We start from the raw sequence: 25,584 nt of genomic DNA, 5'->3' as shown, positions 1-25,584 counted from the left end.
ATGGCACAGCCCGTCAGGCTTCGGCCTTCTTTTCCCACCGCCCGGATTCTTCCGACCAGTATTGCGCGGCGCATCCGGCGCCGGTCAGCGTCTTCCACTGCCCGCGTGCGTGCTGCACAGCCATGTCGTCATTGCCGTCGAACAGAATGCAGACCCGCTCCAGAGCCGACACCTCTTCGGGTTCAACCGGCGCGCCGTCCACGGCCATAACGCAATCCGCGTCGTTTTTGGCCTCGACGCTGGTGGTCAGCAGAATCGGCTGCTCGGCGTCATGTGGGCCACCTTCGCGACCATGCGGCAGGAACCCGTCCTCGGGGCCCAACCACAGCTTTTCATCCAGCCAGTCCATCCGCGCGGGATCGGTGCCCCGCACGGCAATCTTCCACCCGGCCTGCCTTGCCTTGTCCAGCAGCACAGGCAAGGTGTGCTCCAGCGGCTGGCGGGTCAGATGGTAGAAATAGACAGCACCCATTTGATTACTCGAAATTGTCCTGAACGAAGCGGCTCAGCGCGCGAACGCCCCAGCCCGTGGCACCTTTGGGTGCATAAGTCGTCTCGGACGCCACCGAGGCCACACCCGCAATATCCAGGTGAATCCAGGGTGTTTCCTCTTTCACGAAACGTTGCAGAAACTGTGCCGCCGTGATCGAGCCCGCCGGACGTCCACCGATGTTCTTCATGTCGGCGATGCGCGATTTGAGCAGCTTGTCATAGCCATCGCCCAACGGCAGCCGCCACGCGCCCTCGTCCTCGGCCTTCGCCGATTTCAAAAATGCATCGCAGAAGGTGTCATTGTTCGAGAACACACCAGCATTCTCATGCCCCAGCCCGATGATCACCGCACCGGTCAGCGTTGCCAGATCGATCATACCCACAGGTTTGAACCGCTCCTGCGCGTACCACATCACGTCACACAGAACCAAACGGCCTTCGGCATCGGTGTTTATGATCTCGACCGTATCGCCCTTCATCGACTTGACCACATCGCCCGGCCGGGTGGCATTGCCCGAAGGCATGTTTTCGACCAGACCGACAAGGCCCACCACATTGGCTTTGGCTTTACGCTTGGCCAGCGCGCGCATGGTGCCCGCGACAACGCCCGCGCCGCCCATATCCATGGTCATCTCTTCCATGCCACCTGAAGGCTTGAGCGAAATGCCACCTGTATCGAAAACCACGCCCTTACCGACCAGGGCCAAGGGCGCATCGTCCTTTTCGCCGCCCTTCCAGTGCATCACAACGACTTTGGAAGGGCTGACAGAGCCTTGCCCGACGCTCAGCAATGTACGCATGCCCAGCTCTGCCAGCTCGTCCTCTTCCAGAACTTCGACCTCAAGGCCCAGCTCCTGCATCTCGACAAGACGATCAGCAAATTCCGTGGTTGTCAGAACGTTTGCAGGTTCGTTGGTCAGATCGCGCGTCATCCGCACACCGTCGGCAATCGCATATAGCGGTGCAAACTCTGCTTCGGCTTCCGTGGGTTTCGCATGGCTGATCGTGATCGAACCGCTGCCTTCGCTGTCTTTGGTTTTATGCGCGTCGAAATCATAGCTGCGCAGCGCCATGCCAAGGGCCAGGTTTTCGCTCTGCGCCTGATTGCCGACCATCACCAGCATACCCGTGCGACCCGCGGACTTGGCCAAAGCCGCTCCGGCCTTGCGCGCCTCGTCGGCTTCAGGGCGCCGCGGCAATACAACAATGTCCAACGCCTCGGCCACCATCCCTGCGGGCCAGGCCAACGAGATCACATCGCCAGTCTTGGATTTCCCGAATTTTTCACTTTCAACAAGTCGCCCTACGGCGCCTTTCGTCAGGCGATTGGCCCGGCGGGCCGCGGGGTTCATTTTTCCGTCGGACGGAATGATGATGGCCACCCGCCCCTCGGCCTCCGCCATCGCATCCAGATCAAACTCCTGAAAGCGGATCGGTATCAGACTGCTCATTGCAAACTCCTCAAATTCTGTTCCCCAAGACCTAGCCCGCGCTGCTCGACTTGACCAGATAGCAGTTTTCCCCGGGTTTCAATTGCAGTAAGGTCCCGAAAAAATAACCGGCAGGCTCGGGGGAGAAAGACGTGACACGAGAGGGCAGGCATACGCCGTCGCGCAGGAGGACATGCATGCGCGATTTCGGCCCGAATCCCGGCGTAACAGGCCTGGCGGGGGCGCGCTTGTGATCCTCGACCGCTATTTCGCGCGCCGCTTTCTACAGAGCTTTCTGGTCATCGGCGGCATTTTTCTGACCTTGATGATTCTCATCGATCTGATCGAACAGATCCGCCGATTTGACGAAGTCGACCTGTCGTTCGGCCAATTGCTGCACCTAACGCTGCTGAACACTCCTGCTGCCATCAGTGAAATGCTGCCTCTGCTGGTCATTCTGTCCACCATTGCCTTGTTCGTCGGGCTGGCACGTACGTCTGAGCTTGTTGTGACCCGCGCCACTGGTCGCTCGGGTATCCGCGCGCTGGTTGCGCCAGCTACGCTGGCGCTGATCATTGGCGCGCTGGCGGTCGCATTGTTGAACCCCATCGCTGCGGCCACATCCGAAAAATTCCAACGCCTGTCTGATTCTTATCGCAACAACGGCAGTTCAGCCCTTTCGATCAGCAGCGAAGGCCTTTGGCTGCGTCAATCGGCGGAAAACGGTCAGGCCGTTATCCACGCCCGGGGTACCTCGAATGGGGAAACACTTGGTCTCGACGACGTGACCATCATCACCTTCGCGCGAGACGGCAAACCCACCCAGCAGATCGTCGCCGACAGGGCCGTGCTGGAAGACGGAAACTGGGTCCTGTCCCAGGCCAAAATCTGGAATTTGCGGGATGGGCAGAACCCCGAAACCAATTCGGTGGAGCATGAACGGCTGGAGTTGCCAACCTCACTGACCCGGCAGCGAATTCTGGACACGCTGGGGCAACAGGATTCGGTATCTGTTTATGACTTGCCGCAATTGATCAAGGACCTGCGCGAAGCCGGGTTTTCGACCAAGCAGTATGAAGTCTGGTTGCAGGTGCAGCTGGCCCGGCCCTTCTTTCTGGTCTCGATGGTCCTGATCGGGGCCGCTTTCACCATGCGCCACGTTCGGTTTGGCGGCACCGGAATTGCCGTGCTGACTGCCGTTCTGCTTGGCTTTGCCATCTACTTCGTCCGCAACTTTGCACAAATCCTTGGGGAAAACGGACAATTGCCCACCTATATCGCTGCCTGGGCGCCGCCCTTTGCAGCCATCTTGTTGTCTCTTGGCCTGCTTCTTCACGCGGAGGACGGCTGATGCGGAGTATGATTTCCCTGCTGCTGACCAGCGCAATCGCTTTAACGGTTCCTGCCGGACTGGCGGCACAAACCAACCCGACTGAGCCTGACCCGCAAGCTGCACAATCACAGGCCGAGCCCGCCCTTCTGGTTGCCGACAAGGTTTTCATAACACCTGAGCGGAAACTGGTGGCCGAAGGCAATGTCGAAGCTTTTCAGGGCGATACCAAACTGTCGGCCCAACGCATCACCTATGACCGGGAAACGGGCGAGCTGACACTGGAAGGCCCCATTCGTATTGATCAGGGTGGCCAATCGACCCTTCTGGCCGATTCCGGCCAGCTGGACAGCGGTATCCAGAACGGCCTCCTGATCGGTGCTCGGATGGTTTTCGATCAACAAACCCAGATCGCCTCGGTACAGGCGAAACGGGCCGCGGGCCGCTATACCCAGTTCAGCAAGGTCACGGCCACCTCCTGCCATGTGTGCACCAACGGTAAACCTCCGCTTTGGCAGATCCGGGCCCGCAAGGTCACCCATGACCAGTTGGAACGGCAATTGTACTTCGAAGGCGCGCAGCTTCGGGTACTTGATTATCCGGTATTCTATTTCCCCTATCTGCGCTTGCCGGACCCGACTTTGGATCGCGCGACCGGCTTTCTGGTGCCGTCGATCCGCAGCACCTCGCAACTGGGAACGGGGGTCCAGGTTCCCTATTTCTTCAAGCTGGGGGACCACAAGGATCTGACCTTGACGCCGTACTTGTCGGCCAAGACCACGACGCTGGGATATCGGTATCGTCAGGCGTTCGTGAATGGGCGCATTCAGATTGAAGGTGCCTATACCCGTGATGACATCCAGCCCGACCAGGATCGCGGCTATCTGTTCGCCGGAGGTTGGTTCAACCTGAAGAACGATTTCCGGCTGACCTTCGATTTGCAAACCACCTCGGACGACGCCTATCTGGCTGACTATGGACTGCCGGACCTGGACCGCTTGCGCAGTGAAGTCGCGCTGGAACGGATCAAACGCGATACCGCGTTCAAAACAAGCCTTTTTCATTACAAAACACTGCGCGACAGCGAAAATCAGGACGAAATCCCATCACGCGTCTTCGACCTGAACTATGAAAAGCGATTCTTCCCCGGCGCACTTGGCGGCGAGGTGCGGCTGGCCTTTATCGGCCACGCCCATGAGCGCACCAGCGACGCTGATATCGTCGGCCGCGATATAGCACGGGCAACTTTTGACGCCGAATGGCTTCGAAGCTGGACGTTTGCATCGGGCCTGCGTGCCGACGCGACGCTGGGCGCATCGGTGGATACGTTCAACATCCGTCATGACAGCAACTTTCCCAGCAATGTGACCCGCTCGACCCCGCGCGCGGCGTTGACGCTTCGCTATCCGATGACCCGTCGCGAAAAGACCGGCGCTGTTCAGCTTCTGGAACCGATCGCGCAGATCGGATGGACCCATGTCTCGGACACTGATGTGCCAGATGATGAAAGCACGTTTCAGGAATTCGATCAGGGTAACCTGCTGGCCCTGTCTCGCTTCCCTGCCGAAGATCAGCGCGAAGACGGTGCCACCGGGGTCATCGGCCTGAACTGGGCACGCTATGGTGCGGGCGGACAGCAAGCCCTAGCAACAGTGGGTCAGGTGTTTCGGGCGGATGCCGACCCGAATTTCACCCTGACATCCGGGTTGCAGGGCACCACTTCCGACCTGCTGGTGGCGGGACAAGTCACCACGGCCAATGGCTGGTCGCTTGGTGGGCGCGGTCTGATCGACAACGATTTCAGTTTCGTCAAAGCTGAATTACGAGGTGCCTGGGCCTCCGAATTTGCCGGCCTGTCCGGAAGCTATATCTGGCAAGAACCGGATCCGGCGGAAAACATAGCGGATGAAATCTCGGAAATCTGGCTTCTGGGCCGCTACCAGGTCGACCAGAACTGGCTTACGAATGCCGAGGCACGTTATGATCTGAACCAATCAGAACCAATCCGGCTGGGTCTTGGCGTAACCTACCAGAATGAATGTGTTCAGGTTAACATGTCCGTAAGCAGACGCTTTACTTCAACATCCACTATTGAGCCTTCGACAGAATTCGGCTTTACCCTATCGCTGACAGGATACGCCCTTGAAGGCGGTGGTAACACATACAAGAGAAAATGCAGTTGATATCAGGTTTCTCCAGGTTTCTTCGTTCCGGTTGGCACAAACCGGTCGCGCCGGCGCTGGCCGCCGTTTTCCTCGCTTTTTCAACTCCGCAGGTCAGCGCCCAGAGTTTGTTCTCGCCAGCGATCCGCGTGAATCAGGACATCGTCACCTGGTACGAGCTGGAACAACGCCTGCAATTCCTGAATGTTCTGGGTCTGCCCGGCGGCAGTGAAGCTGACGTCAGGGAAGCCCTGATCGAAGAAAAACTGCGTAAACAGGCCATGCGCGAAGCAGGCGTCGAAGCAGCACCGGAAGCTGTTCAACTGGGTATCGACGAGTTCGCCTCGCGCGGGCAATTGTCCACCGAACAGTTCCTGCAACTTTTGGGTGAGGCGGGCGTCGACCCGGAAACTGTCCGTGATTATGTTGCGGATCAGCTGGCCTGGCGCGACTATATCAGCTCGCGCTACCTGTCACAGGCCCGCCCGACCGAAGACGAGATTGATCGCGCGCTGGGACAGACCGGTGGCGGCGGCCTTCAGGTCTTGCTGTCCGAGATCATCATCCCGGTGAATCCGCAAACCGTGGCACAGACCGAATTGCTGGCGGAAGAAATCTCGCGACTTGAGAGTATCGAAGCGTTTTCAGCCGCTGCGGCGCAATATTCCGGAGCGGCAACCCGCAACGACGGGGGACGTCTGGAATGGCTGAATATCTCCAACCTGCCTCCTGCTCTGCAGCCGGTTATTCTTGGGCTCCAGAACGGTGAGATCACCGATCCCATCAGTTTGCCAAACGCCGTTGCCTTGTTTCAGTTGCGGGGATTGCGAGAGGTTGCGACGGCTGCCCCCGCTATCTCCAAACTTGATTATGCGGCCTATTACCTGCCAGGCGGTCGCGGTTCCGAGACCCTGTCGCGGGCTGCCGCCCTGCGGGAAGAGATCGACACCTGCGATGACTTGTATGGGATCGCCAAGGATCAACCCGTCGAAGTTCTGGACCGTATCGAAGCCAGCCCGTCTGAAGTACCGCGCGACATCGCCGTGGAGCTGGCAAAGCTGGATCGCAACGAGGTGTCAACAAACCTGACCCGCAACAACGGACAGACGCTGGTGTTCTTGATGCTGTGCAATCGCACCCGCGATCTGGGCGAAAACACCTCGCGGGCAGATGTAGCGAATGCACTGGCGCAACAGCGGCTACAGGCCTTTGCGGCCAGCCTGGTAGAGCAGCTGCGGGCTGACGCCACCATTGTTCAGGAATGACTCGCCCGATTGCGCTCAGCTGCGGTGAACCGGCCGGGATCGGCCCTGAAATCGCAGCCAAGGCGTGGGCCGAGCTACGCCAAACCTGCCCGCTTTTCTTTATTGGCGACGCCAGCCACCTGCCCGCTGGCACACCGGTTGCGAAAATCGAAACCCCTTCAGAAGCTCTTGAAGTCTGCGATCAGGCCTTACCAGTCCTGCACCTGAACTTTCCTGCCGCAAACGTGCCTGGTCAGCCGGACCCCGCCAATGCACCATCGGTGATCGATGCCATCGAAACCGGCGTCGACCTGGTGAAAGCCGGAGCAGCAGCGGCACTGTGCACCGCACCTATTCACAAAAAGGCACTGATCGACGGCGCCGGGTTTACCTATCCCGGCCACACCGAGTTTCTGGCTGCGCTGTCGGGCACCCCCCGGGTTGTCATGATGCTGGCCAGCGACCAGTTGCGGGTTGTCCCGACAACAATCCACATTCCCCTGTCACAGGTTCCTGCTGCGCTGACGCCGGACCTTCTTCGCGAGACGATCGAAATCACCGCGCGCGGCCTGCGCGACCAGTTTGGTATACCGCACCCCCGCATCGCCATAGCAGGGCTGAACCCCCATGCCGGCGAAGGCGGTAAAATGGGCAGCGAGGAGCTTGACTGGATCGCTCCAATGTTGGCGGATCTGAATCCGAAAGGTGCAACCCTGACTGGCCCGCACCCTGCGGATACGTTGTTCCATGCTGCTGCACGTGCCCGCTATGACGCGGCAATCGCAATGTATCATGATCAGGCCCTGATCCCGATCAAGACGCTGGATTTCGACCGGGGCGTGAACGTCACCTTGGGGCTGCCATTCATCCGCACGTCGCCGGATCACGGCACCGCATTGGATATCGCCGGGAAAGGCATCGCCACCCCGACCAGCATGATCGAAGCCCTGAAATTCGCCCAACGCATGGCACAAGGCTCTTGATCCTTCACCTGGCTGAAAATATCCCCGCCGGAGGCAATAAATTTCTGGCGCTGCCCCTGCGGCCTGCGTCACGGTAATCGGATCATGAGTGCAATCGACAATCTCCCCCCTCTGCGCGAGGTCATCGCCACACATCAACTCTCGGCGCGCAAATCGTTGGGTCAGAACTTCCTTCTGGACCTCAACCTGACCGCCAAAATCGCCCGTCAGGCTGGCGATCTTGCGGACTGCGATGTACTGGAAATCGGCCCCGGTCCTGGTGGCCTCACCCGAGGGCTTCTGTCCGAAGGCGCGCGCAAGGTCGTCGCGGTTGAAAAAGATACCCGCTGCATCGCCGCCCTGAACGATATCGCCGCCGCCTATCCCGGAAGACTGGATGTCATCAACGGCGACGCGCTCGAGATCAACCCGCTCGAACACCTGACCCCGCCAATCCGCATCGCTGCCAACCTTCCATACAACGTCGGTACCGAACTGCTGGTGCGCTGGCTGACGCCCCCGGAATGGCCACCGTTCTGGCAGAGCCTGACGCTGATGTTCCAACGCGAAGTGGCCGAACGTATCGTGGCCCAACCCGGCAGCAAGGCGTATGGCCGCCTCGCCATCCTTGCCCAATGGCGGGCCGAGGCGCGCATCGCCATGTCCCTGCCGCCCGGAGCCTTCACCCCGCCGCCCAAGGTCTCAAGCGCGGTGGTTCATCTGACCGCCCTGCCCGAGCCCCGCTATCCCGCCGATGCTGCGACCTTGTCGCGTGTAGTGGCTTCTGCCTTCAACCAACGCCGCAAGATGCTGCGTGCGTCCCTGAAAGGCGTCGCCCCTGATATCGAAGACCGCCTGCTGGCGGCAGGTATCCAACCCACTGAACGCGCCGAGCAGGTTCCGCTTGAAGCGTTCTGTGCCCTGGCGCGCGAAATCAAGAAACCCTGACCACAAGAAAAAACCCCGAGGTTTGACCTCGGGGCTTTGCAATTTCTGATGCCGATTTTATTCAGCCGCTTCCGGTGCGTCGCCATCCGTTTTGGGCGCATCTTCGGTCGCTGGCGCCGGCTTGGGCTTGCGCGCCCGCGGTTTGCGAGCAGGCTTTTCCTTCTTCTCCGGTGCCGGCGCTTCGGCCCCTTTGCTTTCCGGTGTCTCGACCAAACCGCTTTCCGGAGCAGTCTCAGGCGCGGCGAAATCCATCACGTCGGGCTGCGGAGCCTCGGCAGGATCGGCCTGACGGGCCGCTTCGCGTTCCTGTCGTTCGGCGCGCTCACGATCACGCTCGGCCTGGCGTTCGCGATTCTGGCGCTCCTGCTCTTCGCGGCGCGCGTCAATCTCGCGCTGCGCCTCACTCAGCATGCGCAGATAGTGTTCCGCATGCTGCTGGAAGTTTTCCGCAGCGACGCGGTCGTTTGACAACTGAGCGTCACGCGCCAGCTGATTATATTTATCAATGATCTGCTGTGGCGTGCCACGCACTTTGCCTTCAGGACCCGAGCTGTCAAAAACCCGGTTTACGACGTTACCGCCGGAAGGACGATTGCGGTTATTCTTGGCCCGCGAGCGGGATTTGGAAGATCTCATCTTACTTTACGTCAGCCTTATCAATGCGCTGTCGCTCAACCCGCTTTTTGCACTGCTCTAAGGCGTTTGCTTTGACGGGACGTCGACTTTTTGGGCTTGGCGTCAGGGGTGCGCTGCAACAGCGTCAACCTCGCCGACTATTCCTGAGTAAACATGTCCTGACCGTCCAGACAAGAGGAATTTCGAATTTTCTTAAGCTTTTTTATTCAGGGTAGCATTTTTTTGGCCTCAAATAGCCGTTTCAACCCGGCATCTTTGCGCCGACAACCCGATCACGGCCGTCCAGATCGGGGATCACGCGGATATCCGCCAAACCCGCCGCATCAAACAAAGCAGACACCAGATTTGCCTGTGTCGGGCCAATTTCCACAAGTATTCGCCCGCCTGGCAACAGAAAATCCGGGGCCGAAGCTGCTATGTGTCGATACGCGCCCAGCCCGTCTCCTTCATCGGTCAGCGCCATGCGCGGCTCATGTTCCCGTACTTCGGGCGACAGCTCCTCCATCTCCGACATGGAAATATACGGCGGGTTGGAGACAATCAGGTCAAACTTGCCCTCAATGTTTTCAAACCAATTTGACTGCACGATCTCGATCCGCCCCTGTACCTTGTGGTGTACTGCATTGGCGCTGGCCTGAAGGCAGGCGGCTTCACTCAGGTCGGTCCCAAGGCCCGAAGCGCTGGTGCGTTCCGCAAGCAGTGTAACCAGAATACAGCCCGACCCGACCCCCAGGTCCAAAACATGGTCAAAGGGTTCGCTCAGTGCGGCCTCGATCAGGGTTTCAGTCTCGGGGCGCGGATCCAGAACATCCGAACTGACGCGAAACCCGCGCCCATAGAACTCACGCTCGCCCAGCAGATGAGACACCGGCACCCGAACGGCGCGCAGGGAAACCAACTGGTCATAGCGTTCCGCGATTTCGGGCTGCAATTCTTCCGGGGCGATCAGCGTCACCCGGCTGGCTTCAATCCGTGCGGCATGGGCCAACAACAGGCGCGCATCCCGCGCCGGGTCATCCACGCCAGCGGCCCTTAAGCGCGCTGTGGCGGCCACCATGGCCTGCGCAGCTGTCTGCAACCCCGTCATTGCGCCATCTCGGCCAGCAACCGGGCCTGATCGTCCGCCGTCAGGGCGTCAATCACTTCGTCCAGGTCACCCTGCATCACCTGATCCAGTTTGTAGAGCGTCAGGTTGATCCGGTGATCCGTCATCCGACCCTGCGGAAAGTTGTAGGTGCGAATGCGTTCCGAACGATCCCCCGACCCCACCTGGCTGGCGCGATCCGCTGAGCGTTCGCTATCGATCCGCTGACGTTCGAGGTCATAAAGCCGCGTCTTCAGCACCTGCATGGAGATCTCGCGGTTGCGATGCTGGGACTTCTCGGAACTTGTTACCACCAAGCCCGTCGGAATATGCGTGATCCGCACCGCCGAGTCGGTGGTGTTCACGTGCTGCCCGCCTGCGCCGGAACTGCGCATCGTGTCGATACGGATGTCATTGGCGTCTATCTGGATGTCAACATCCTCGGCCTCGGGCAAAACCGCCACGGTCGCCGCCGAGGTATGAATCCGCCCGCCGCTTTCGGTTTCGGGCACGCGCTGCACGCGGTGCACGCCGGATTCGTATTTCAGCCGGGCAAAGACGTTGTCGCCCTTGATATGAGCCACCACCTCTTTGATCCCGCCCAGATCAGAAGCCTGTTCTTCGATGATCTCGAACTGCCACCCGTGGGCCTCGGCATAGCGTTGATACATACGCAACAGATCGCCCGCGAACAAAGCGGCCTCGTCCCCGCCGGTACCGGGGCGAATTTCCAGCATCGCCGGCCGCGCATCCGCCGCATCCTTCGGCAGCAGCGCCAGTTGCAGCGCGTGTTCCGCCTCGGGGATGCGCGATTGAAGGTCCGGTATTTCCTCTTCGGCCAGTTCCTTCATGTCGGGGTCGGCCAGCATCGCCTTGGCCTCAACCAGATCTGCCACCAGCAGTCGCCAGGCCATGATCTGATCGACCACGGGTTTGAGGTCGGAATATTCCTTGGCCAGCGCCGCAATATCGCCGCCCGATGCGCCATCCGCCATGGCAGCTTCGAGGTATTGGAAACGCTGGGTGATCTGTTCAAGTCGTTCTTCGGGGATCATCCCGGCGGTGTCTATCATCCGGGGGCTTTGGTCAAGGGCCACGTCGTGCTAAGCTTGCTGCCATGAAACGGTTTTTGCTTGCTTTACTGCTCATATCCACGCCGGTTCTCGCCGATTACGTAGGCCCCGACGGCAAGACCCGCGATTGCTATTGTACCGATACGTCCGGGTCCCGCATCGAACTGGGTGAGATGATCTGCCTGCAAGTCGACGGCCGTATGTTCACCGCGCAATGTCAGATGTCTTTGAATGTACCGATGTGGCGCGAGGTGCAGGAGGGATGTTTGTCGTCCGGGTTGCAGAGTGCACCGAGTGATCACACAGAACCGGATGAGGCGTCCTGAACGCCGGTAAAACGGTTACATCTTCCCCAACCACCCATCAACCCGTGCCTTGTTCACCCCGAAATCCCTGCGACCGAACCGCAAACGGCCATGGATGCGCTGCGTGTCGCCGTCCTGCTGAACAGTGGTATAGTCGGGAAAACCGATCCATTTCGTGCGGGTGACATAGGTGATCATCCCCTCATCGACCGAACCTGCCAATACCGAGGTGCGCGGCGTGGCGCGGGCGATCAGGTCAAGGCGCTGCAACCCGTCCGGTCCGGTTTCAACAACGCGCAGAACGCCACTTGGCAAATCCTGATCAACCTCTGCAACAGGTGCCACATGCCATCGGGCGGGAATTGACGGGGCCAGCCGAATGTAAGCCCCCAGCCCAAGCACCAGCGCGATCACCGCCCACAGAACCATTCTTTTCATCCCGCTTTACCCTCTTGCAGAAAACCTATGCGGATCAAGCGCCGGGGCAAGCCGTTCCGGGCCGGTTTACCGTGACGTCACACCCGGCAGGATGCACAGCATCTCATAGATCAGGTTAGCTGCCGTCAGGGCCGTATTGCCGGAGGGGTCATACGGAGGTGAGACCTCGACCAGGTCACACCCCACCACATTCACGCCCTGCAAAGCGTGGATCAGTTGCAACGCCTGCGGCGTGGTCAGCCCTGCAATCTCTGGCGTACCCGTGCCCGGTGCAAAGGCCGGATCCAGGCTGTCGATGTCATAGGTGACATAGACCGGATGATCCCCGATGATCTTGCGGATCTGAGAGCCGATCTGAGTCAGGTTCTGCTGCCACAACTCCCAGGCCGGGAACTGGCGGAAGCCCCAATCCCTGGCCTCGGTGAAATCCGAAGCCGCGTAGCCCGATCCGCGAATGCCGATCTGAAAGGTCTTGTCGGGGACAATCAGCCCCTCTTCAAAGGCGCGGCGGAAGACGGTTCCGTGGGTCTCTTTCTCGCCGAACATCTCGTCATTCACATCCGCATGGGCATCCACATGCACCAAGGCCACGGGCCCATGCTTTGCCGCAATGGCCCGCAGGATCGGGAGGGTGATCGAATGATCGCCCCCCATCGCCACGGGGATCACATTCTTAGCCAGAATTGCATCATAGCTTTCCCTGATGATCCTCAGGCTGTCTGCCAGCGAGAAGGTGTTGATCGCCAGATCCCCGATGTCAGCGATTTGCAAGCTGTCGAACGGAGCCGCCGAGGTCGCCATGTTGTAGGGCCTTATCATCGCGCTTTCGCTGCGGATCTGTTTGGGTCCGAACCGGGTGCCCGATCGCCACGAGGTGCCGATATCCATCGGAATTCCCAGAACCGCCACATCCAGCCCCGCCAGCGAGGCTGCCTGGGGCAGGCGCATAAACGTATTCGGCCCCGAGAACCGCGCCAGATCATTGCCGCTGACCGGTTGATTGAATTCAGTCATTTTCTACCTCAACGCCCCTCAGAGTATTGCTATACGAACCCTTTCGAAGTTCGTGCAAATTTTCCGAAACATCATCATTTTTTGGATAAGAAAAGATTAACGATGTCTCTGACTCCGAATCCGCTGCAAAGCGAAAATACGAGACGCTACGGCGTTGTTCTCGATCCTCAAAGTTTCGGACCCAAAGATGATGGGCGTCTACTGAATTCAGAATAAATTCATCGTCACTTTCAAATCCAATAAGATTATTTTCCACCCATACCTTGGTTTCTCTCTCCCAAGTTTTTCGTTCGCGGTCAGTCATTATCTGAAGCGCGTCAGAAACTTCGCATTGCTGGATTTCCAAACGCAGCAACATTAAAGATTCTAGGTGGACCCAGACTAACCCGTCAGATCGCTCAATTTTTGAAAGTTCGCCATCAGGGTCCACGACGCCTCCATCAGCAAGGCGTACGCAGTATTTCTCAAACAGATGCAACGCTGATTCAGGCCTGTCTGCTTCCTGCAAATGACCTCCAACAAAATACCCCAGTGGCAATTCAGCTAAAACAATACTGCTCCAGATTGCTCCTTTGGAACGCTTCATGCCAGCTTGTTCCACCCTAACAGGCAGACGATCTGCGTTGCCACATGGGCACCCGCAATCGCGGTCGCGCCCGAGGTGTCATAGGGCGGAGAAACCTCGACCACATCGCCACCCTTGATGTTGATCCCGGCGATGTCGCGCAGGATGATCTGTGCTTGAATCGAGCTGAGCCCGCCCCAGACCGGCGTCCCCGTACCCGGTGCAAAGGCCGGGTCCAGCCCGTCGATATCAAAGCTGAGGTAAACGGGGCTGTCGCCCATGATCTCCTTGATCTTCTGCGCCACGGCGGCAGGACCAGACTCGTAGACCTCCCGCGCATCGATGATGTTGACACCCAGCGTATCCTCATTGGTGGTGCGGATGCCCACCTGGACCGAGCGTTTCGGGTCCACGATCCCCGACTTCACCGCCTTGTAGAACATGGTGCCATGGTCCACCCGGCTCATGTCGTCATCGGCCCAGGTGTCGGTATGCGCATCGAACTGCAACAGCGACATCGGCCCGTATTTCTCGGCATAGGCCTTGAGGATCGGAAAGCTGATATAGTGATCGCCCCCCAACGTAACCGAGGCCACATCCGCCGCCAGAATGGTGCGGATATGGTCGGTCAGCGTGTCGGGAAAGGCGGGGATGTTGGCATAGTCATAGGCCATGTCGCCGTAATCGATGATCGCCAGCTCGCTGAGCGCATCGAACGGCCAGCCATAGGGCGCATCGGGCGACTGCAGCGCGCTGGCTTCGCGGATCGCGCGTGGGCCAAGGCGGGTGCCCGGGCGGTTGGTCACCGCCTGATCGAACGGCACGCCGGTCACGGCGATGTCCGCGCTGGTCAGATCCTTGGTATACAGCCGCCGCAGAAACGAGGTCGCCCCGCCAAAGGTGTTTTCGTAAGACAGCCCTTTGAGGTCCGGGTTGGTGAATGCCTCATCCACCTGATTTTTTGCGTCTTCCAGTGCCATTTCATTACCTCATCAGCCCAAGGGCTGCGCTTTTTCCACGATCCGCGCGAAGAACGAAGCACCTACCGGCGCGATATCATCGTTGAAGTTGTATTTCGGGTGATGCAGCCCGGCACCTTCACCCTGACCCAGGAACAGATAGGCCCCTGGTCGCGACTGCAGCATGTACGAAAAATCCTCGGCCCCCATTTCGCGCCCCATTGTGTCGACCACCCGCTCAGGCCCCGACACTTCGCGCGCGACGTCTGCGGCAAAGGCTGCCTTTTCAGCATCGTTGATCGTGGCCGGGTATCCCTCCTGATACTCCAGCCGTGCCTCGACACCGTATGAAGCCGCCTGCCCCTGCACGATTTGCTTCATCCGCTCCATCACCATCTTCTGTACAGATGGATCAAAGGTCCGCACGGTTCCGTTCAAATAGGCAGTATCAGGGATCACGTTGTTAACCGTTCCTGCATGGATCTGAGTGACCGAAACAACCAGATCTTCCACCGCATGGTGATTGCGGCTGACAATGGTCTGGATCGCTTGTGCAATGCCGCAGGCCGCCATGACCGGGTCGCAGGTCTGATGCGGCATGGCGCCATGGCCGCCGACGCCTTGGATATGAATCTCGAACGTATCCACCGCCGCCATGATCGGCCCCGGCGTGGTATAGAAGGCACCTTCCGGGTTCCCCGGGTCATTGTGGATTCCATAGACCTGAGAAATGTCAAACCGTTCCATGATGCCTTCTTCGACCATCACGCCCGCGCCACCGCCTTCTTCCTCGGCAGGCTGAAAGATCAACGCGACACGGCCACTGAAATTGCGTGTCTCGGCCAGATACCGCGCCGCGCCCAATAGCATTGTGGTATGCCCGTCATGTCCGCAGGCGTGCATCTTGCCGGGGTTCTTTGATGCATATTCGACGCCTGTTTCCTCGGTAATCGGCAACGCATCCATGTCGGCGCGCAGTCCGATCGTTGGCCCATCACCCTGCCCGTTGATGATCGCGACCATTCCGGTCTTTGCGATCCCTTCATGCAATTCATCGACCCCGAACTCACGTAGACGCTCGGCCACAAACGCGGCAGTCTCAAAGCACTCGAATTCCAATTCGGGTATCGTATGCAGATATTGGCGCCATCTGGTCATATCGGCAGTGAAATCGGCAATTCGGTTGACGACGGGCATCTGGGGTGGACTCCTGATCGGGACTGCGGGATGGATGCATCTGACACCGGAATGAAAGGGTTCGCAATGGCCGAAAATCCTCTGATCCATGACAGTGACGCTGGTATCGAGCGTCTGCTGGAAATCATGCGCCGATTGCGTGATCCCCAAACCGGCTGCCCCTGGGATATCGAACAGGATTTCGCCACCATCGCGCCCTATACGATCGAAGAGGCCTATGAGGTCGCCGACGCCATCGAGCGCGAGGCTTGGGACGAGTTGAAGGGAGAGCTGGGCGACCTGCTGTTCCAGTCGGTCTTTCACGCACAAATGGCTGAAGAGGCTGGGCATTTCACCTTTCAGGACGTGGTGCGCACCATGTCGGACAAGATGGTCAACCGCCACCCGCATGTCTTTGGCGACGAATCCCGCGACAAGACCGCCGATCAGCAAACCTTGGATTGGGAAACGATCAAGGCGGCTGAACGTTCTGGCAAAGAACAGAAAGGCGCGCTGGACGGTGTAGCCGCCAACCTGCCTGCCCTGCTGCGTGCCCATAAGCTGCAAAAACGTGGCGCGCGCGTGGGGTTCGACTGGCCCGATGCAAGCCATGTGCTGGCCAAGATCACCGAAGAAGCCGCCGAACTGGAAGAAGCGCGTGACAAGATGGATGCCGACGCGCTTGAGGATGAATTCGGTGATCTGCTCTTTGTCATGGTCAATCTGGGTCGCCATCTGGGCATCGAACCCGAAGCCGCCCTGCGTCGCACCAATGTCAAGTTCACCCGTCGCTTTGAAAAAGTCGAGGCCCGGCTGGCCAAACGGGGCAAGACCCCATCGCAAAGCGATCTGGCCGAGATGGACGCGCTCTGGGACGAGGTCAAAATCGAAGAGCATCGTGCCAACGGCAAACTCCCGCCGGTGGACGCCATGGCAGCCCCCAGAAACGGGTAGACAAGCCAACCGACACTTGCGAGTGTCCCACCTTCACGACCCCCGGAGACGCCCATGCCCCCTCGCAAGATCATCATCGACACCGATCCCGGACAGGATGATGCCGTCGCCATCCTGCTGGCGCTGGCCAGCCCGGAAGAGATCGAGATTCTGGGCATTACAGCAGTTGCGGGCAACGTGCCCTTGGAACTGACAGCCAAGAACGCTCGAATCGTGTGCGAACTGGCGGGCCGGACCGATGTGCCGGTCTATGCAGGCTGCGACAGACCGTTGAACCGCCCCCTGGTCACGGCCGAGCATGTGCATGGCAAGACAGGACTGGATGGCCCGGACCTGCCTGATCCGCAGATGCCTTTGGCCGAGGGTCACGCGGTGGACTTCATCATCGACACTCTGCGCGCGCATGAGCCGGGCACCGTGACCCTTTGCCCGCTGGGGCCACTGACGAATATCGCGACCGCATTCAGCAAAGCCCCTGATATTGTTGATCGGGTGCAGGAAATCGTTCTGATGGGCGGGGCGTATTTCGAGGTTGGGAACATCACTCCAACAGCGGAGTTCAACATCCATGTCGACCCGGAAGCAGCTGATATCGTTTTTAAATCCGGAAGGCCGATTGTGGTTATGTCACTGGATGTCACGCATAAGGCGCTGGTCACCAGACCCCGCAACGATGCATTCCGTACTCTGGGAAACAAAGTCGGACTCGCCGTGGCAGAGATGACTGATTTCTTTGAGAGGTTCGACAAGGAAAAATACGGCAGTCAGGGCGCGCCCCTGCATGACCCCTGCGTGACCGCCTATCTGATCCGACCCGAGCTGTTTTCGGGCCGTCATGTGAATGTCGAGATTGAAACCCAGTCCGAACTGACCATGGGCATGACCGTCGCAGATTGGTGGGGCGTGACCGACCGCGCCCCTAATGCACTGTTCATGGGGGAGATCGACGCTGACGGCTTCTTTGACCTGCTGACAGAAAGGCTGGCCAGATTATGAGCGCCGCCCTGCGCCTTGCGCGCCCCGAAGACCTGGACCGCCTGATGGCGCTGGTCACCGCCTTTCATACCGAGGCCGGTCTGGCGCAAGACCCGGACCAGATCCGAAACGCTCTTGCACCCCTGCTCGAGGGTATTCCCCATGGCTGTGTCTATCTGATCGGCCCAGGACGCGCGCCGTTGGGCTACATCATCCTGTCGTTCGGCTGGTCCGTCGAATTCGGCGGCATGGACGGTTTCGTTGACGAAATCTATATCCGACCCGCTGTTCGCGGTCGCGGTATTGCGACCGAAGTTTTGTTGGCCTTGCCAAAAGCATTATCCGAAGCGGGGCTGACAGCCCTTCACCTGGAAGTCGATCGAAACAACGAAGCCGCTCAGAATATCTATCTGCGTACCGGGTTCAAACCACGCGACAGATATATGCTGATGAGCAAGTTGCTTTAACGAGACTCGCCACGGAAGATATTTGCCGGGTTCATGTCCTGTACCGGGTCACTCGCCGAGACCGGGTCTCCGGTTATTGGGTAGGTTCCCGGACCCGCGCAGGCGGAAAGAACTGTGATGGACGCTGCTGCGGTTACCAGAAGGAATTTGGATACAGACATCGTAGTCTCCTTGCTGTGATGCAGTCAGGTTAGATCACGTGGCTGTGATTTACTTAGTAACAAGTTCACACATAATGTGATTTTTGCATTCTTTTCAGAAGCAAAAAGGCTAATCCAATACGCCTGCAAAACAGAGACCACTGAAATGATTGCGTAATCCGGATCTCGCCTCTCTTGCGAAAAGTGCGAAGATTTTTCAAAAGTTTTCAACATCAAATGCGAGCAGGCACCGCAATCGTAAACCCAGAGAAAGACCGAACCAGAAAGGTTCAACCAAAGGTGGATATCACCTGAAGCAGTGTTTCCTGCCGCACCATTCACCGTGATCGTCCGGAAGACCCCGGTTCAGGGCCCATGAAACGCTTGGATCCAAGAGTTCCCATGGTTCAAAAAGACCAAGTGATCGATCACGTGGATTGCGACACGGGCAGCGGAACGAACGCTTGATGGATCAGAGGCCGGCACCTTGAAAATGGGGGCTGTTGGCCCCCATTCTTCGCTTATTTCAGGATCGACGCGCCGGCGTATTCGGCCACTTCTCCCAACGACTCTTCGATGCGGATCAGTTGGTTGTACTTGGCCAACCTGTCAGATCGCGCCAACGAGCCGGTTTTGATCTGACCACAATTGGTCGCCACGGCCAGATCGGCAATGGTGGCGTCCTCGGTCTCACCCGAACGGTGCGACATCACGTTGGTATAGCGCGCGCGGTGGGCCATATCGACGGCGCGCAGGGTTTCAGTCAGCGAGCCGATCTGGTTCACCTTGACCAGCATCGAGTTCGCACAGCCGCGCTCGATCCCTTCGGCCAGACGCACCGGATTGGTCACGAACAGGTCGTCACCCACCAACTGCACCTTGTCACCGATGGCATCGGTCAGGGCCTTCCAGCCATCCCAGTCATCTTCGGACATACCGTCTTCGATCGAGATGATCGGGTAGTCATTGACCAGAGCTGCCAGATAGGCCGCATTCTCTTCCGAGGTCAGGGTCGTGCCTTCGCCAGCCAGAACGTATTTGCCGTCTTTGAAATACTCGGTCGCGGCGCAATCCAGCGCCAGGTGAATTTCCTCACCCGGCTTGTAACCTGCTTTTTCGATGGACTTCAGGATGAAATCCAATGCTTCACGGGTCGAGGCGATGTTGGGGGCAAAACCGCCCTCGTCGCCCACACCGGTCGCCAGACCCGCGCCTGACAGTTCCTTTTTCAGCGTGTGGAACACCTCGGACCCCATGCGCACCGCTTCGCGAATGTTCGCGGCGGCGGTCGGCATGATCATGAATTCCTGAATGTCGATCGGGTTATCGGCATGTTCGCCACCGTTGATGATGTTCATCATCGGAACCGGCAGAACCCGGGCCGAAGTACCGCCCACATACCGATAGAGAGGCTGCGTGGTGAAATCCGCCGCTGCCTTCGCCGTGGCCAGCGAAACACCCAGGATCGCGTTTGCGCCCAGACGGCCCTTGTTTTCGGTTCCGTCCAACTCGATCATGGCCTGGTCAATGGCCACCTGTTCGGTCGCGTCAAAACCTACCAGTTCTTCCGCGATCTCACCGTTCACAGCAGCAACGGCTTCCAGAACGCCCTTACCCATATAGCGCGCCTTGTCGCCATCACGTTTTTCTACCGCCTCATAGGCGCCGGTGGACGCACCCGAGGGCACGGCAGCGCGGCCCATGGTGCCGTCTTCCAGAATCACGTCAACTTCGACTGTCGGGTTGCCCCGGCTGTCCAGAATTTCGCGTGCGTGGATGTCGATGATGGTGCTCATGAGGCCTGTCCCTATGACTGCAGTCGGTTGCACGCGTCATAGCAGCAACCGGCCAAAAGTAAACCGGTTCCGTTACCGCTAACACGCATATTCCCCGACATTTAGGGCTAACAGCCCTCTGTTTGCGCCAACAGGCTCAGGCAGGCACCAGTTCGCGCGCCAGACGCCGTTCGCGGATAAAGGTATAAAGACCCGAGCCAATGATCAGGGTTGCCCCTGCCATTGTCAGCGCATCAGGGCGTTCACCGAACATAAGCATTCCCGCGAGGATCGAAAACACCAGACGCGTGTACCGGAATGGCATCAGGGCCGAGGCTTCGCCCACCCTCATCGCAGTGACAATGCCGTAGTACCCCAGCACGCCAAATCCGATCGCCCCCGCATAGGGACCCGTTTGACCAGCTTGAACAGGCACGAAGGATGCCCCGGACATGACCATCAGAACCAGGCCGGCGACGGCAACCGCAATGTAAGCCTGCATCGCAACAACGGACGAAGCCACTCGCGGGTCCAGCTTGCGGGTGATCAGATCACGCGCGGCAATTGCGACAACGGACAAAACTACAAACAGGGATTCCGGCCGAAAGCCCTCCATCCCGGGGCGGATGATCATCAGGACACCGACAAAGCCGACACCAATGGCGCTCCAGCGGCGCCACCCGACCTGTTCGCCAAGAAACAGGGCCGCGCCCATGGTGACGACCAGTGGCATGGCCTGAAACACAGCTGCAACGGTGGACAGGTCAATCAGCGACAGTGCTGTCACAAAAGCAACGGCGCCAAAACCTTCTGTCGCGGCCCGAACCAACGGCAGGGTTTTCCAAGCCACGGGATCAAAGATCCGTTTGCGCGTGACCACTGACATCGTGGCAAACACGAGACCGCAGAACACGCCCAGAAACACCATGATCTGCCCTGTCGGCACAGAGCCGGACAGGAGCTTGATGAACATGTCCTCAAGAGCAAAGGCCGCCATCGACCCGATGAGCAGCAGGATGCCGTTTACGTTGTTCATTTGCGCGTCCGTTGGAAAGTGCATGTCGGGTGCCGATACACGCACAACAACCTCAACCAACAGCATCTGGCAAGATAATTCCCGTCACGCCTGATGAATTAGCGTGAGGGGATCAATCGCGTTTTGTGATGGGTCAGTCCTTTTCCAGCGGGACGCCGTACAGCTCCAACCGGTGCCCTTTCAGCTTGTACCCAAGCTTTGCCGCGATTCTTTCCTGTAGGGCTTCGATCTCGGGGTCGACGAATTCGATAACCTCTCCTGACTGCATGTCTATCAGGTGGTCATGATGATCGCGCTCGGCATCCTCGTACCGGGCCCGTCCGTCGCCGAACTCGAGGCGTTCCAGAATACCAGCCTCTTCGAACAGTTTGACCGTGCGATAGACCGTTGCAATGGAAATGCCTTTGTCTACAGCAGACGCCCGTGCATAGAGTTCCTCGACATCCGGATGGTCGTCGCTCTGTTCCAAAACCTGCGCGATGATCCTTCTTTGACCGGTCATGCGCAGCCCCTTGGCTTCACAACGCCCAATAATCGTTTCCGACATGATGCCCCTCAGACTTGCTCGGGTGTCTGTCTTAATATGTCTACGCGCGTTTCGCTACAGGGATTTCACCTTTTGCGACCTTCTGATGTAGCGCGCGCCAGATCGGCCCAGACCGGCAGGTGATCGGATGCTATATGCGCGGGACGCGTGTCGTGAACACCGTGCGCCACAGCCTGGACTCCGATGCCCAGCGCGATCCGATCCAGCGCACCCAAAGGCTGTGCGGCAGGAAAACTGGGCCTGGGGGGCAGGAACCGCATTTCTGGGGCCAGATGATCCAGAACAGGCTGGCGTGACCATTCGTTGAAGTCACCGGCCCAAACTGTCGGCATCTGGTCCATATCCCAATCATTCCGCCGAATATGCAATATCTGCTGCCGCCGTGACGCTGGCAAAAGCCCCAGATGCATCCCCATCACGCGCAGTGGCCCGATATGCGTGTCGAACTCGACCCGAACCGCCCCGCGCGGTTCCAGCCCCGGCAGCTCGTGATGCGCTTTGCGGCGTACCGAGATGCCCTCTCCGCGCCAGATCACCGCGTTGCCATGCCAGCCCAGACTGCCTGCACCGCCCAGATCGACGATCTTCCACCCTGCCTCGTCCAACATGAAATGCGGCAGTGCCGCCGGGCGGGGCGGCAGGCGTTTGTCGGCCTCCTGCAACACCACGATATCCGCTTTTGTGTTTTCGATGACTTGCAAAACGCGTTGCGGCTGACGCCGGAAATCCAGCCCGACGCATTTCTGAATGTTGTAGCTTGCGATACGCAGCGTGGACGAAGTTTGCATGAGGCCATGACCAAGTGGAATGCCCCTAAAGTGCCATGCCTGACGTGGGGCGCAACCCCTCAGCTCAGTTTCCTGCTGCGGCAAATCAGAGACGCCACCAGACTCCGATAATCTGCCCGTTATTTCGTCGAATGAACCCTGCTTCATACCAAAGCAAAGGTTCCGCTTGATCCCCGGCCCCACAACCCTCTATCCCGATCCGGTGACGACATCGAAGCGCAGCGAAAGCAAGGCCAAGATGAGCCTGAGCCAACCCGACAACAGCACCCGGGCCAGTATCATACTGGTGATGGGCGGCGCGCTGTGGGGCCTTTACTGGATTCCGGTGCGGTTTTTCTATGATCACGGTCTGACAGGCCCCTGGTCCGGGATCGTCATGTACTGCGCGGCCCTGATTGCTTTGTTCCCCTTTATCTGGGCCGACAGGCACATGCTGACCCGGCAATGGCGTGATCTGATGCTCAGCGGTATGTTCACAGGGGCTGCATTCAGCCTGTATTCGATTAGCCTTGTCTACACCGACGTCGTCCGCTCGATCCTGCTGTTCTATCTCACTCCGATATGGGGCACGCTTCTGGGCGTCGTATTTCTGAAAGAACGCCTGAGCCTGATGCGCCTTGCGGGCCTGATCTGCGGGCTTGGCGGGCTGTTTGTCGTGCTTGGGGGTGCCGGGTTCGTGCCATGGCCGCAAAACCTGGGCGACTGGCTGGCGCTGGCGTCGGGCATATGCTGGGCATTGGGCACTCTGGGTTTGTACAAAACCGGAAGCATTACCATTACGGGTCAGGTTTTTGCCTTTGTACTTGGCGCGCTGTTGCTGTCGCTTGTCAGCCTGTTGGCGCTTCAGGGCCAGGCGCTGCCAAACGTCACACAGGAAGGAGCGGTCCGCATAGCGGGATATGCAATGCTGTCGGCTGTCTACATTCTGCCCATGATCTACATGACCATCTGGCCAGCTACAAAACTGTCTCCCGCAAAGGTCGGCCTGCTGCTGATGAGCGAGGTCGTCGTCGGTATCGCCTCTGCCGCGGCCCTGTCCGGCGAACCATTCGGCCTGCGGGAGTTTCTGGGCGCCACCCTGATCGTCAGCGCCGCGGTGTTGGAAATCCTGCGGAAATAGACGCGGTCTACGCGTCACGTCCCGCAAAACGTCGCATGGACCACCTCATTTTCGGCCGGAGGACGCCTCAGGTCTTCCGCATCACCCTGATCCTCGTAAGGCCGCGCCAGGACGGCGTTCAACCGGTCGAACGGTGCGTAATCTCCCTGTACGGCTGCCTGGATCATCTGTTCGACCCGGTGATTGCGCGGAATGAATGCAGGGTTTGCAGCGGTCATCACATCCAGCGGCGCTGCTTCGCGCTCTAACCGCATGCGCCAACCCGCTTCCCAATTGTCAAACGCTTCCGGGGCAAGGAACTGATCCCGCGCCTTGCAACCGCCCAGCGCCCGGAAGGTATTGGTGAAGTCCGCCTGCCCCTCGGCCATAAGCTTCAGAAGGTCGGTGATCAGTTCCTGATCGCCCTCGTCCGCAGATGCCAGTCCGATCTTCGCCCGGAACCGGGACAACCAATTCTGTTGCAGAAGATCCGGCATCGCGTGGACGATCTCGGTCGCCTCTTCCACGGCGGCCTCTTTGTCGTCCATCTGCTGGATCAATGACGTTGCCAACTGCGCGAGGTTCCACACCGCGATATCGGGCTGGTTCGAATAAGCATAACGCCCCATCCGGTCAATCGAGCTGTAGACGGTGTTGGGGTGATACGTATCCATGAACGCACATGGGCCATAATCAATTGTCTCGCCCGCGATCGAGCAGTTGTCGGTATTCATCACCCCATGGATGAACCCCACGCTCATCCATTTTGCAATCAAACTGGCCTGAGCATCCCGCACCGAACGCAGCAGGCCCATGGGACCTTCTGCCTTGGGGTAATGCCGGGCAATGGCGTAGTCCGTCAGGCGCTTCAGGCTGTCCATTTGCCCACGCGCTGCAAAAACCTGGAAGGTCCCCACCCGCAGATGGCTGGATGCAACCCGGGTCAGGACCGCTCCGGGCATCGGACCTTCGCGAAAGACGGTCTCACCGGTTTCCACAGCTGCCAGAGCGCGTGTGGTCGAAACGCCCAGCGCATGCATTGCCTCGGATACCACATATTCCCGCAGAACAGGCCCCAGCCAGGCCCGGCCATCGCCCCGGCGGGAAAACGGTGTAGGACCCGAACCTTTCAGTTGAATATCCCGGCGCACCCCGTCCGTTCCGACAGTCTCGCCCAGCAGCACCGCACGCCCGTCGCCCAGTTGCGGGTTGTACTGCCCGAACTGATGCCCGGAATAAAGCTGAGCGATGGGCTCGGCACCTTCGGGAATACTGTTTCCCGCAAAGGCTTCGGTCATGTCCTCAACGTCTCCGGGCGAAATCCGCAGCAACTTGGCCAGATCATCGTTGAACGCAATCATCCTTGGCGCGCGCACGGGAATCGGTGACTGCCGCGCAAAGAACGCATCCGGCAGTCGGGCATAGGAGTTATCGAAGGGGATTTTCAGGGTCATTTCGTAAACATATCCCTCGAGCGCATGAATACCATAGCGGATCACGCCTGCCCGTGCATAATCGCACCCAAACACGAGGGACCACATGACTGCACAAGAGGTTATCGACCGCCTGAACCTGCAACGCCATCCTGAAGGTGGCTGGTACGCCGAGACATGGCGCGCTGAAAACGAAGGCCGCCCCACCGGCACCTGCATCTACTTCCTGTTGCAGGCTGGCGAAAGCAGCCACTGGCACCGTGTCGATGCGACCGAGATCTGGCTGTACCATGCCGGCGCGCCGCTTGTCCTGTCGCTCAGCGCAAACGACCAGGGCCCCACCACCGAACATGTGCTGACACCAGATCTTTCCGCTGGCGCGCCACAACTGATCGTCCCGGAAGGCCATTGGCAAGCCGCCCGCAGCACAGGTGATTACACGCTGGTCAGTTGCACGGTCTCGCCCGGTTTCCAGTTCGAGGGGTTCGAACTGGCCGCGCCGGGCTTCGATATCCCCAAGGCGTAACTGTTCACAATAGGATCTCTGAAAAG

Annotated in this window: 27 protein-coding genes; 11 read left to right on the top strand and 16 right to left on the bottom strand. The window is 59.0% G+C overall.

Features of this window, described 5'->3' with window-relative positions; translation table 11 throughout:
* Positions 1–13: 13 nt before the first annotated feature.
* Both D1823_RS04105 and D1823_RS04100 read right to left on the bottom strand, forming a co-directional pair.
* Positions 14–472, bottom strand: a complete 459-nt coding sequence (locus D1823_RS04105; RefSeq protein ID WP_117868734.1) for a DNA polymerase III subunit chi — start codon at positions 470–472, stop codon at positions 14–16.
* 4 nt (positions 473–476) lie between these two features.
* Positions 477–1,943, bottom strand: coding sequence for a leucyl aminopeptidase (locus tag D1823_RS04100; protein ID WP_117868733.1), 1,467 nt, complete (start codon positions 1,941–1,943; stop codon positions 477–479).
* A gap of 229 nt (positions 1,944–2,172) precedes the next feature.
* On the opposite strand from D1823_RS04100, the gene lptG reads away from it, so the two are divergent.
* The 5 genes from lptG to rsmA all read left to right on the top strand — a co-directional run bounded on the left by lptG (position 2,173) and on the right by rsmA (position 8,568).
* On the top strand, positions 2,173–3,273 hold the full coding sequence (gene lptG, locus D1823_RS04095) for an LPS export ABC transporter permease LptG (protein WP_117872719.1): 1,101 nt from the start codon (positions 2,173–2,175) through the stop codon (positions 3,271–3,273).
* Positions 3,273–5,435 carry an LPS-assembly protein LptD gene (locus D1823_RS04090; RefSeq protein ID WP_117868732.1) on the top strand — a complete coding sequence of 721 codons (2,163 nt, stop codon included), beginning with the start codon at positions 3,273–3,275 and terminating at the stop codon, positions 5,433–5,435. Before lptG ends, D1823_RS04090 begins: the two co-directional genes overlap by 1 nt.
* Positions 5,426–6,679, top strand: coding sequence for a peptidylprolyl isomerase (locus D1823_RS04085; RefSeq protein WP_117868731.1), 1,254 nt, complete (start codon positions 5,426–5,428; stop codon positions 6,677–6,679). The genes D1823_RS04090 and D1823_RS04085 overlap by 10 nt, the downstream gene beginning before the upstream one ends.
* The gene (gene pdxA / locus D1823_RS04080; protein ID WP_117868730.1) at positions 6,676–7,641 is read left to right on the top strand and encodes a 4-hydroxythreonine-4-phosphate dehydrogenase PdxA; all 966 of its coding nucleotides are present in this window, start codon (positions 6,676–6,678) and stop codon (positions 7,639–7,641) included. The genes D1823_RS04085 and pdxA overlap by 4 nt, the downstream gene beginning before the upstream one ends.
* Positions 7,642–7,725: 84 nt before the next feature.
* A complete protein-coding gene (gene rsmA, locus D1823_RS04075) occupies positions 7,726–8,568 on the top strand; it encodes a 16S rRNA (adenine(1518)-N(6)/adenine(1519)-N(6))-dimethyltransferase RsmA (protein ID WP_117868729.1) in 843 nt (280 codons plus the stop codon).
* A 57-nt stretch (positions 8,569–8,625) separates the two neighbouring features.
* Here rsmA and D1823_RS04070 read toward each other — a convergent pair whose 3' ends face one another.
* From D1823_RS04070 to prfA, 3 genes are all read right to left on the bottom strand, one after another.
* The gene (locus D1823_RS04070; protein WP_117868728.1) at positions 8,626–9,204 is read right to left on the bottom strand and encodes a DUF4167 domain-containing protein; all 579 of its coding nucleotides are present in this window, start codon (positions 9,202–9,204) and stop codon (positions 8,626–8,628) included.
* A 241-nt stretch (positions 9,205–9,445) separates the two neighbouring features.
* Positions 9,446–10,291: a peptide chain release factor N(5)-glutamine methyltransferase gene (gene prmC / locus D1823_RS04065; protein WP_162896761.1), complete on the bottom strand. Its 846-nt coding sequence runs from the start codon at positions 10,289–10,291 to the stop codon at positions 9,446–9,448.
* The gene (gene prfA, locus D1823_RS04060; protein WP_117872715.1) at positions 10,288–11,343 is read right to left on the bottom strand and encodes a peptide chain release factor 1; all 1,056 of its coding nucleotides are present in this window, start codon (positions 11,341–11,343) and stop codon (positions 10,288–10,290) included. The genes prmC and prfA overlap by 4 nt, the downstream gene beginning before the upstream one ends.
* Positions 11,344–11,405: 62 nt before the next feature.
* Here prfA and D1823_RS04055 point away from each other — a divergent pair, with 62 nt between their 5' ends.
* Positions 11,406–11,687 carry a hypothetical protein gene (locus D1823_RS04055; protein WP_117868727.1) on the top strand — a complete coding sequence of 94 codons (282 nt, stop codon included), beginning with the start codon at positions 11,406–11,408 and terminating at the stop codon, positions 11,685–11,687.
* Between the two features lie 15 nt (positions 11,688–11,702).
* Here the strand turns inward: D1823_RS04055 and D1823_RS04050 are convergent, their stop codons facing one another.
* The 5 genes from D1823_RS04050 to D1823_RS04030 form a co-directional block, all read right to left on the bottom strand.
* The gene (locus D1823_RS04050; protein WP_117868726.1) at positions 11,703–12,104 is read right to left on the bottom strand and encodes a DUF1499 domain-containing protein; all 402 of its coding nucleotides are present in this window, start codon (positions 12,102–12,104) and stop codon (positions 11,703–11,705) included.
* A 66-nt stretch (positions 12,105–12,170) separates the two neighbouring features.
* Complete coding sequence (speB, locus tag D1823_RS04045; RefSeq protein ID WP_117868725.1) at positions 12,171–13,118, bottom strand: agmatinase; 948 nt, start codon at positions 13,116–13,118, stop codon at positions 12,171–12,173.
* Positions 13,111–13,704: a hypothetical protein gene (locus D1823_RS04040; protein ID WP_117868724.1), complete on the bottom strand. Its 594-nt coding sequence runs from the start codon at positions 13,702–13,704 to the stop codon at positions 13,111–13,113. The genes speB (D1823_RS04045) and D1823_RS04040 overlap by 8 nt, the downstream gene beginning before the upstream one ends.
* Positions 13,701–14,663: an agmatinase gene (gene speB, locus D1823_RS04035; RefSeq protein ID WP_117868723.1), complete on the bottom strand. Its 963-nt coding sequence runs from the start codon at positions 14,661–14,663 to the stop codon at positions 13,701–13,703. Before speB (D1823_RS04035) ends, D1823_RS04040 begins: the two co-directional genes overlap by 4 nt.
* Positions 14,664–14,675: 12 nt before the next feature.
* Positions 14,676–15,839 carry a M20 aminoacylase family protein gene (locus tag D1823_RS04030; RefSeq protein WP_117868722.1) on the bottom strand — a complete coding sequence of 388 codons (1,164 nt, stop codon included), beginning with the start codon at positions 15,837–15,839 and terminating at the stop codon, positions 14,676–14,678.
* A 66-nt stretch (positions 15,840–15,905) separates the two neighbouring features.
* Here D1823_RS04030 and mazG point away from each other — a divergent pair, with 66 nt between their 5' ends.
* Genes mazG through D1823_RS04015 form a run of 3 tightly spaced genes read left to right on the top strand, consistent with a single transcriptional unit; the run spans position 15,906 to position 18,214 of the window.
* Positions 15,906–16,772 (top strand): nucleoside triphosphate pyrophosphohydrolase, encoded by an 867-nt coding sequence (gene mazG / locus D1823_RS04025; RefSeq protein WP_117872713.1) that lies wholly within the window; start codon positions 15,906–15,908, stop codon positions 16,770–16,772.
* Positions 16,773–16,826: 54 nt separating this feature from the next.
* Positions 16,827–17,768, top strand: a complete 942-nt coding sequence (locus D1823_RS04020) for a nucleoside hydrolase (protein ID WP_117868721.1) — start codon at positions 16,827–16,829, stop codon at positions 17,766–17,768.
* A complete protein-coding gene (locus tag D1823_RS04015) occupies positions 17,765–18,214 on the top strand; it encodes an N-acetyltransferase (RefSeq protein ID WP_117868720.1) in 450 nt (149 codons plus the stop codon). The genes D1823_RS04020 and D1823_RS04015 overlap by 4 nt, the downstream gene beginning before the upstream one ends.
* On the opposite strand, the gene D1823_RS21840 is transcribed toward D1823_RS04015, so the two are convergent.
* The 5 genes from D1823_RS21840 to D1823_RS03995 all read right to left on the bottom strand — a co-directional run bounded on the left by D1823_RS21840 (position 18,211) and on the right by D1823_RS03995 (position 22,500).
* Complete coding sequence (locus D1823_RS21840; protein WP_162896760.1) at positions 18,211–18,375, bottom strand: hypothetical protein; 165 nt, start codon at positions 18,373–18,375, stop codon at positions 18,211–18,213. The two genes, D1823_RS04015 and D1823_RS21840, sit on opposite strands and share 4 nt — an antisense overlap.
* A gap of 500 nt (positions 18,376–18,875) precedes the next feature.
* On the bottom strand, positions 18,876–20,150 hold the full coding sequence (gene eno / locus D1823_RS04010; RefSeq protein WP_117868719.1) for a phosphopyruvate hydratase: 1,275 nt from the start codon (positions 20,148–20,150) through the stop codon (positions 18,876–18,878).
* A 136-nt stretch (positions 20,151–20,286) separates the two neighbouring features.
* Positions 20,287–21,165 (bottom strand): DMT family transporter, encoded by an 879-nt coding sequence (locus D1823_RS04005; protein ID WP_117872711.1) that lies wholly within the window; start codon positions 21,163–21,165, stop codon positions 20,287–20,289.
* A 133-nt stretch (positions 21,166–21,298) separates the two neighbouring features.
* Positions 21,299–21,712 (bottom strand): Fur family transcriptional regulator, encoded by a 414-nt coding sequence (locus tag D1823_RS04000; RefSeq protein WP_117868718.1) that lies wholly within the window; start codon positions 21,710–21,712, stop codon positions 21,299–21,301.
* 65 nt (positions 21,713–21,777) lie between these two features.
* On the bottom strand, positions 21,778–22,500 hold the full coding sequence (locus D1823_RS03995; protein WP_117868717.1) for an endonuclease/exonuclease/phosphatase family protein: 723 nt from the start codon (positions 22,498–22,500) through the stop codon (positions 21,778–21,780).
* A 166-nt stretch (positions 22,501–22,666) separates the two neighbouring features.
* Between D1823_RS03995 and D1823_RS03990 the strand changes: the two genes are divergently transcribed.
* Complete coding sequence (locus D1823_RS03990) at positions 22,667–23,620, top strand: DMT family transporter (protein WP_117868716.1); 954 nt, start codon at positions 22,667–22,669, stop codon at positions 23,618–23,620.
* 14 nt (positions 23,621–23,634) lie between these two features.
* Here D1823_RS03990 and D1823_RS03985 read toward each other — a convergent pair whose 3' ends face one another.
* On the bottom strand, positions 23,635–25,053 hold the full coding sequence (locus D1823_RS03985; RefSeq protein ID WP_117872709.1) for a YdiU family protein: 1,419 nt from the start codon (positions 25,051–25,053) through the stop codon (positions 23,635–23,637).
* 85 nt (positions 25,054–25,138) lie between these two features.
* Between D1823_RS03985 and D1823_RS03980 the strand changes: the two genes are divergently transcribed.
* Complete coding sequence (locus tag D1823_RS03980) at positions 25,139–25,558, top strand: cupin domain-containing protein (RefSeq protein WP_117868715.1); 420 nt, start codon at positions 25,139–25,141, stop codon at positions 25,556–25,558.
* The last annotated feature ends 26 nt before the right edge of the window (positions 25,559–25,584 follow it).

Origin of the sequence: Ruegeria sp. AD91A (genome assembly GCF_003443535.1) — a bacterium.
Lineage (GTDB): Bacteria > Pseudomonadota > Alphaproteobacteria > Rhodobacterales > Rhodobacteraceae > Ruegeria.
This window is presented reverse-complemented; position numbering and strand designations above follow the sequence as displayed.

Coding starts and splice junctions, on each gene's coding strand:
- D1823_RS04105 (WP_117868734.1), bottom strand. CDS start 472: ATGGGTGCTGTCTATTTCTACCATCTGACCCGCCAGCCGCTGGAGCAC.
- D1823_RS04100 (WP_117868733.1), bottom strand. CDS start 1,943: ATGAGCAGTCTGATACCGATCCGCTTTCAGGAGTTTGATCTGGATGCG.
- D1823_RS04090 (WP_117868732.1), top strand. CDS start 3,273: ATGCGGAGTATGATTTCCCTGCTGCTGACCAGCGCAATCGCTTTAACG.
- D1823_RS04085 (WP_117868731.1), top strand. CDS start 5,426: ATGCAGTTGATATCAGGTTTCTCCAGGTTTCTTCGTTCCGGTTGGCAC.
- pdxA (WP_117868730.1), top strand. CDS start 6,676: ATGACTCGCCCGATTGCGCTCAGCTGCGGTGAACCGGCCGGGATCGGC.
- rsmA (WP_117868729.1), top strand. CDS start 7,726: ATGAGTGCAATCGACAATCTCCCCCCTCTGCGCGAGGTCATCGCCACA.
- D1823_RS04070 (WP_117868728.1), bottom strand. CDS start 9,204: ATGAGATCTTCCAAATCCCGCTCGCGGGCCAAGAATAACCGCAATCGT.
- prmC (WP_162896761.1), bottom strand. CDS start 10,291: ATGACGGGGTTGCAGACAGCTGCGCAGGCCATGGTGGCCGCCACAGCG.
- prfA (WP_117872715.1), bottom strand. CDS start 11,343: ATGATCCCCGAAGAACGACTTGAACAGATCACCCAGCGTTTCCAATAC.
- D1823_RS04055 (WP_117868727.1), top strand. CDS start 11,406: ATGAAACGGTTTTTGCTTGCTTTACTGCTCATATCCACGCCGGTTCTC.
- D1823_RS04050 (WP_117868726.1), bottom strand. CDS start 12,104: ATGAAAAGAATGGTTCTGTGGGCGGTGATCGCGCTGGTGCTTGGGCTG.
- speB (WP_117868725.1), bottom strand. CDS start 13,118: ATGACTGAATTCAATCAACCGGTCAGCGGCAATGATCTGGCGCGGTTC.
- D1823_RS04040 (WP_117868724.1), bottom strand. CDS start 13,704: ATGAAGCGTTCCAAAGGAGCAATCTGGAGCAGTATTGTTTTAGCTGAA.
- speB (WP_117868723.1), bottom strand. CDS start 14,663: ATGGCACTGGAAGACGCAAAAAATCAGGTGGATGAGGCATTCACCAAC.
- D1823_RS04030 (WP_117868722.1), bottom strand. CDS start 15,839: ATGCCCGTCGTCAACCGAATTGCCGATTTCACTGCCGATATGACCAGA.
- mazG (WP_117872713.1), top strand. CDS start 15,906: ATGGCCGAAAATCCTCTGATCCATGACAGTGACGCTGGTATCGAGCGT.
- D1823_RS04020 (WP_117868721.1), top strand. CDS start 16,827: ATGCCCCCTCGCAAGATCATCATCGACACCGATCCCGGACAGGATGAT.
- D1823_RS04015 (WP_117868720.1), top strand. CDS start 17,765: ATGAGCGCCGCCCTGCGCCTTGCGCGCCCCGAAGACCTGGACCGCCTG.
- D1823_RS21840 (WP_162896760.1), bottom strand. CDS start 18,375: ATGTCTGTATCCAAATTCCTTCTGGTAACCGCAGCAGCGTCCATCACA.
- eno (WP_117868719.1), bottom strand. CDS start 20,150: ATGAGCACCATCATCGACATCCACGCACGCGAAATTCTGGACAGCCGG.
- D1823_RS04005 (WP_117872711.1), bottom strand. CDS start 21,165: ATGAACAACGTAAACGGCATCCTGCTGCTCATCGGGTCGATGGCGGCC.
- D1823_RS04000 (WP_117868718.1), bottom strand. CDS start 21,712: ATGTCGGAAACGATTATTGGGCGTTGTGAAGCCAAGGGGCTGCGCATG.
- D1823_RS03995 (WP_117868717.1), bottom strand. CDS start 22,500: ATGCAAACTTCGTCCACGCTGCGTATCGCAAGCTACAACATTCAGAAA.
- D1823_RS03985 (WP_117872709.1), bottom strand. CDS start 25,053: ATGACCCTGAAAATCCCCTTCGATAACTCCTATGCCCGACTGCCGGAT.
- D1823_RS03980 (WP_117868715.1), top strand. CDS start 25,139: ATGACTGCACAAGAGGTTATCGACCGCCTGAACCTGCAACGCCATCCT.